1 protein-coding gene and 1 pseudogene are annotated in these 6,849 nt (G+C 78.4%); both read left to right on the plus strand.

The window, feature by feature from the left end; all coding sequences use genetic code 11:
- Positions 1–515: acyl carrier protein (locus tag GCL84_RS05105; protein ID WP_156754185.1), on the plus strand; the 515-nt coding region annotated here is incomplete at its 5' end.
- Between the two features lie 65 nt (positions 516–580).
- Positions 581–6,849, plus strand: a pseudogene (locus GCL84_RS29825) (type I polyketide synthase); the annotation flags it as partial.

Below are 6,849 nucleotides of genomic sequence, written 5' to 3' on the forward strand. Positions count from 1 at the left end.
CGGCGGCCGAGCCGGACCTGGCCGCCCGCCTGGCGGGGCTGCCCCCGACCCGCCGCCGCGAGGTCGTCACCGACCTCGTCCGCGACGCCGTGGCCGTCGTCCTCGGCCACGGCGGCGGCACCGAGGTCGACCCGGACCGGGCCTTCGCCGAGCTGGGCTTCGACTCGCTGACCGCCGTCGAGCTGCGCAACCAACTGCGCGGGCGCACAGGCCTGGTCCTGCCGACCACCCTGGTGTTCGACCACCCCACCCCGGCCGCGCTGGCCGAGCACCTCGACGGGCTCGCGGTGGTCGACGTGGCAGGCCCGGCGCTGGCCGGGCTCGACCGGGTCGCCCCGCTGGTGGCGGCCCTGGCGGGCGACGCCGACGGCGGCGACCGGGTGGCCGCCGCGCTGCGCGCCCTCCTGGGCGCGCTGACCGGGCCCGGCGCCGCCGGGGCGGGCCCGGAGGAGTCGGCGGACCTGGACCAGGCCAGCGACGAGGAGCTGTTCGCGCTCCTGGACGAGCTCGACTGACCCCGGCGCCCGACTGATGAGCACACCGCACCGACCACACGACCGCACCGGACCTGGGAGTGACCGTGGCTGACGACGCCAAGCTGCGCGAGTACCTCAAGAAGGCGATCGCCGACGCCCGCGACGCCCGCCGCACCCTGCGCGAGGTGACCGACCGCGCGACCGAGCCGATCGCCATCGTGGGCATGGCCTGCCGCTACCCCGGGGGCGTGCGCTCCCCGGAGGACCTGTGGAACCTGGTCGCCGACCGGGTCGACGCGGTGGGGCCGTTCCCCACCGACCGCGGCTGGCCCGCCGACCTGCACGACCCCGACCCGGACCGGGCCGGGCACTCCACCACCGGCCACGGCGGGTTCCTGGACCGGGTCGGGGAGTTCGACGCGGAGTTCTTCGGCATGTCGCCCCGGGAGGCGCTGGCGGTGGACCCGCAGCAGCGGCTGCTGCTGGAGACGGCGTGGGAGAGCTTCGAGCGGGCGGGCATCGACCCGCGCTCGGCCCGGGGCAGCCGCACCGGTGTGTTCGTCGGCGTCATGTACAACGACTACGGCTCCCGGCCGGACCTGCCCCCGGAGGGCAACGAGGGCTACCTGTTCAGCGGCAGCGCGGGGAGCATCGCCTCCGGCAGGCTGGCCTACACCTTCGGGCTGGAGGGGCCGACCGTCACCGTCGACACCGCGTGCTCGTCGTCGCTGGTCGCCCTGCACCAGGCCGCGGCGGCGCTGCGGGCGGGGGAGTGCGAGATGGCCCTGGCGGGGGGCGCCACGGTGATGGCCACCCCGACCGCGTTCATCGAGTTCTCCCGGCTGCGCGGGCTGTCCCCCGACGGCCGGTGCAAGTCGTTCTCCGCCGACGCCGACGGCACCGGCTGGGCCGAGGGCGTCGGCGTGCTGCTGTTGGAGCGGCTGTCCGACGCGCGCCGCGACGGCCACCCCGTGCTGGCCGTGCTGCGCGGCACCGCGGTCAACTCCGACGGCGCCTCCAACGGCCTGACCGCCCCCAACGGCCCGGCCCAGGAGCGGGTCATCCGCGCCGCGCTCGACGCCGCCGGGCTCGTCCCGTCCGATGTGGACGTGGTGGAGGCGCACGGCACCGGCACCGTCCTCGGCGACCCGATCGAGGCCCGCGCCCTGCTGGCCGCCTACGGCGACCGCCCCGCCGACCGGCCGCTGCTGCTGGGCTCGCTCAAGTCCAACATCGGCCACGCCCAGGCCGCCGCGGGTGTGGGCGGCGTGATCAAGGTCGTCGAGGCGCTGCGCCGCGGCGTCGCGCCCGCGACCCTGCACGCGCAGAACCCGACCGAGCACGTGGACTGGTCGGCTGGCGCCGTCTCGCTGCTGCGCGAGCAGCGCCCGTGGCCCGAGGTCGACCGGCCGCGCCGCGCGGCGGTCTCCGGGTTCGGGTTCGGCGGCACCAACGCGCACGTCATCGTCGAGCAGGCCCCCGGGCCGGTCGCCGACGAGTCCGAAGTGGACGAGCCGGTGGCCCCGGCCGCGCTCGCCGCGGACGCGCTGCCGTGGCTGCTCTCGGCGGCGACGCCGGAGGCGCTGGGCGAGCTGGCGGGCGCGGTCGCCGACAGCCTGGCCGGGCTCCGGGGCGACCCGCTGCCCGCCGCCAGGGCGCTGGCCGTGGGCCGCGCCGCGCTGCCGCACCGGGTCGCGGTGTCCGGGACCCCGGCCGAGGCCGCCGCCGCGCTGCGGGCGCTGGCGGGCGGTGCGCCCGGTGTCGAGGCCGTCGCCGCCGCGTCCGGTCGCACCGCCGTGCTGTTCACCGGCCAGGGCTCGCAGTGGGCGGGTATGGGCGAGGCGCTGCACCGGGCGTTCCCCGTGTTCGCGGCGGCCTTCGACGCCGTGGCCGCCGCCGTCGACGGCGAGCTCGGCCGGTCGCTGGCCGACACCGTCTTCGGCGGCCGGGACCTGGACCGGACCGAGTTCGCCCAGCCCGCGCTGTTCGCCGTCGAGGTCGCGCTGCACCGGCTCCTGGAGTCCTGGGGCGTGCGCGCCGATGTGCTGGTGGGCCACTCCGTCGGCGAGATCGCCGCCGCGCACGTCGCGGGGGTCATGTCGGTCGAGGACGCCGCGAAGCTGGTGGTGGCCCGGGGCAGGCTGATGGGCGCGCTGCCCGCGGGCGGGGTCATGGTCGCGGTCCGCCGCGCCGAGGCCGATGTGCTGCCGCTGCTGGACGGGCTCGCGGACAGCGTCGGGATCGCGGCGGTCAACGGACCGGAGTCCGTCGTCCTGTCCGGGGCCGAGGACGCGGTCATGGGCGTCGTCGGGCGCCTGGGCGGGGGCAAGCGGTTGACCGTCAGCCACGCCTTCCACTCGCCGCTGATGGAGCCGATGCTGGCGCGGTTCCGCGAGGTCGTCTCCGGGCTGGCGCTGAGCCCGGCCGAGCTGCCGATGGTGTCCACTGTGTCCGGTCGGTTGGAGCCTGCCGAGCGCTGGGCCGACCCGGGGTACTGGGTCGAGCAGGTCCGCGCCGGGGTCCGCTTCCACGACGCCGTCACCGCCGTGCTCGCCCACGGCGCGGTGCGCGCGGTCGAGGTCGGCCCCGACGGCGTGCTCAGCGGCCTGATCGCGGGCGCGGGACTGGCCCTGCCGGTCGTGCCCGCGCTGCGCCGCGCCGCCCCCGGCCCGCGCACCCCCGTCGCAGCCCTGGCCGCGCTGCACGCCCGCGGCGCGGCGATCGACTGGGCGCGGTGGTTCGGGCCCGCGGACGGCGCCGAGGTCGCCGAGGTCGTCCCGACCCTGCCCACCTACACCTTCCAGCGCAGGCCCTACTGGCTGCACCGGGTCCCCGGGGCCGACGTGGCCGCCGCGGGCCTCGCCGCCGCCGCGCACCCGCTGCTGGGCGCGCTCGTCGAGGTCGCCGACGGGACCTCCACGGTCCTCACCGGGCGTCTGGACACCGGCGCGCACCCGTGGCTGGCCGACCACCGCGTGCGCGGCTCGGTGCTGCTGCCCGGCGTCGCCCTGGTCGAGTTGGTGGCCTGGGCGGGCGCGCAGGTGGGCGCCGACACCGTCGCCGACCTGACCACCACCGCCCCGGTCGTCGTCCCCGACGGCGCCGCGCTGCTGCTGCAACTGGTCGTCGGCCCCGAGTCCGACGGCCGCCGCCCGGTCGAGGTGTTCACCCGTCCCGCCGACACCGACGAGGACTGGACCCGGCACGCCACCGCCGTCCTCGCCCCCGCCACCGCCGCCACCGCGCCCGCCCTGGACCCGTGGCCGGGCGACGGCGCCGACGAGGTGGACACCCTCGACGACCTCTACGACCGGGTGGCCGCCGACGGCTACGGCTACGGCCCCGCCTTCCGCGGCCTGCGCCGCGCCTGGACCCAGGGCGGCGACATCCTCGCCGAGGTCGCCCTGCCCGACGGCGTCGGGGCCCCGGGCCGCCCCTGGCACGGACCGCACCCGGCGCTGTTCGACGCCGCGCTGCACGCCCTGCTGCCCGGCGCGGTCGACCCGGCCCGCGGCCCCGCCCTGCCCTTCGGGTGGGCCGGGGTGCGGGTGCTCGGCCCGGTCGGCGCCGCGGCCAGGGTCCGGATCACCCCGACCGGGACCGACACCGTCTCCCTCGTCCTGGCCGACACCACCGGCGCCCCGGTGGTCGAGGTCGACCAGTTGACCCTGCGGCCGATGTCCACCACCGGGGCGCTGGACGCCGCGGCCGTCTCGCTCACCCCGACCTGGCGCCCGGTGCCCGCCACCGCCGCCACCGACGCCGACCGGGCGGGCTGGGCCGTCCTCGGCCCCGGTCCGGTCGTCCCCGGCGCCACCCGGTACCCCGACCTCGCCGCCCTGCGGCTCGCGGTCGCCGGGGGCGCCCCGGCGCCGACCGAGGTCGTGCTGCCGGTCGCCCCGGCCGAGCCGGTCGGCTCGCTGGCCGCCCGCGCCCGCGCCGTCGTCCACGCCACCCTCGCCGACCTGCGCGGCTTCCTCGCCGACCCCGCGCTCGACGGCGCCCGCCTCGTCGTGGTCACCTCCGGGGCGCTGGCCCGCGGCGTGCCGGACCTGACCGCCTCGGGCGTCTGGGGCCTGGCTCGCAGCGCCGCCACCGAGCAGCCCGGCCGGGTCGCGGTGGTCGACCTGTCCGACCCGCTCGCCGAGGACGCGGGGGACCGGCTCGCCCACGCCGTCGCCACCTCCGCCGCCACCGGCGAGCCGCAGGTGCTGGCGGGCGCGGACGGTCTCGCGGTGCCCCGGCTGACCCCGGCCGCCGAGCCGGACCGCCCCGCCCCGCGCCTGGACGGCGGCACCGTCCTGGTCACCGGCGCGACCGGCGCGCTGGGCGCGCTCGTGGCCCGGCACCTGGCCACCCGGCACGGCGTGCGCCGCCTGCTGCTGGTCAGCCGCCGCGGCGGGGCCGCGGCAGGCGCGGTCGAGCTGGCCGCCACCCTGGCCGCCGACGGCGCCGAGGCGGTGTTCGCCGCGTGCGACGTCACCGACCGCCCGCAGCTCGACGCCCTGTTGGCCGAGATCCCCGCCGGGCAGCCGCTCGTCGGCGTCGTGCACACCGCCGGGGTCCTGGCCGACGGCGTCCTCGAGTCGCTGTCCGAGGCGCAGGTGGAGGCCGTGCTGCGGCCCAAGCTCGACGGCGCCTGGAACCTGCACGAGGCGACCCTCGGCCTGGGCCTGGAGGCGTTCGTCGTCTACTCCTCCATCGCCGGGCAGGTGGGCACGGCCGGGCAGGCCAACTACGCCGCCGCCAACACCTGGCTCGACGCCCTCGCCGAGCACCGGGTGGGCCTCGGCCTGCCCGGCACGTCCGTGGCCTGGGGACTGTGGTCGGCCGACAGCGCCATGTCCGGCGAGCTCGACGACGTCGACCTGCGCCGCATCGCCCGCCTGGGCCTGGCCCCGCTGCCCTCCGCCGCCGCCCTGGCCGCTCTCGACCGGGCGCTGTCCTCGGCGGAGCCGGTCGTCGCGGTCACCGGCCTGGACCGCGCCACCCTGCGCGACCCGGGCGCCGCCCTGCCGGTGGTGCTGCGCGACCTGGCCGCCCCGAGCCGCCGCGCCAAGGCCCGCAAGGCCACCCGGTCGCGGTCGGCCACCAGGTTCGCCGCGCTGTCCGGCGCCGAGCGCGACCGCGTCCTGGCCGCGCTGGTCCGGGCCCAGGCCGCCGAGGTCCTCGGGCACGCCGGTCCGGAGGCCGTCGCGCCCACCCGGGCGTTCCAGGAGATCGGCATGGACTCGCTGACGGCGGTGGAGCTGCGCAACCGGCTGACCGCCGCCACCGGTCTGCGCCTGCCCGCCGGGCTGGTGTTCGACCACCCGACCCCGGCCGCGCTCGCCGCCTTCCTCGCCGAGCGGCTGGCCGCCGAGGCGGGCGCCCCCGCCGAGGCCGCCGCCACCACGGCCAAGGCCGTCGACGACGACCCCGTCGTCATCGTCGGCATGGCCTGCCGCTACCCCGGCGGGGTGTCCTCGCCGGACCAGCTCTGGGACCTGGTCGCGGGCGGGGTCGACGCCGTCGGCGGCTTCCCCGACAACCGCGGCTGGGACCTCGACGCCCTCTACGACGCCGACCCCGAGCACGCGGGCACCTCCTACACCCGCGAGGGCGGCTTCCTCCACGACGCCGACCTGTTCGACCGCGAGTTCTTCGGCATGTCCCCGCGTGAGGCGGTCGCCACCGACCCGCAGCAGCGGCTGCTGCTGGAGACCGCCTGGGAGCTGTTCGAGGGCGCGGGCGTCGACCCGTCTGGCCTGCGCGGCAGCCGGACCGGCGTGTTCGCCGGGGCGATGTACCACGACTACGGCCTCGGCGGCGACGTCCCGGCCGAGTTGGAGGGCTACCGGGTCGGCGGCACCGCGGGCAGCGTCATCTCCGGGCGCGTGGCCTACGCGCTGGGCCTGGAGGGGCCCGCGCTGACCATCGACACGGCGTGCTCGTCGTCGCTGGTGGCGATGCACCTGGCGGCCCAGGCGCTGCGCACGGGCGAGTGCGACCTGGCCCTGGCGGGCGGGGTGACCGTCATGGCGACCCCGCTGTCGTTCGTCGAGTTCTCCCGCCAGCGCGGCCTGGCCGCCGACGGCCGCTGCAAGCCGTTCGCCGCGGGCGCCGACGGCACCGGCTGGTCCGAGGGCGTCGGCCTGCTGCTGATGGAGCGGCTGTCCGACGCGCGCCGCAACGGCCACCGGGTGATCGCCGTCGTGCGCGGCACCGCGGTCAACTCCGACGGCGCCTCCAACGGGCTGACCGCCCCCAACGGGCCCTCGCAGGAGCGGGTGATCCGCGCCGCGCTGGCCTCCGCCGGGCTGGCCCCGTCCGATGTGGACGCTGTCGAGGCGCACGGCACCGGGACCACGCTGGGCGACCCGATCGAGGCCGA

Origin of the sequence: Actinokineospora pegani, assembly GCF_009745975.1 — a bacterium.
GTDB lineage: Bacteria > Actinomycetota > Actinomycetes > Mycobacteriales > Pseudonocardiaceae > Actinokineospora > Actinokineospora pegani.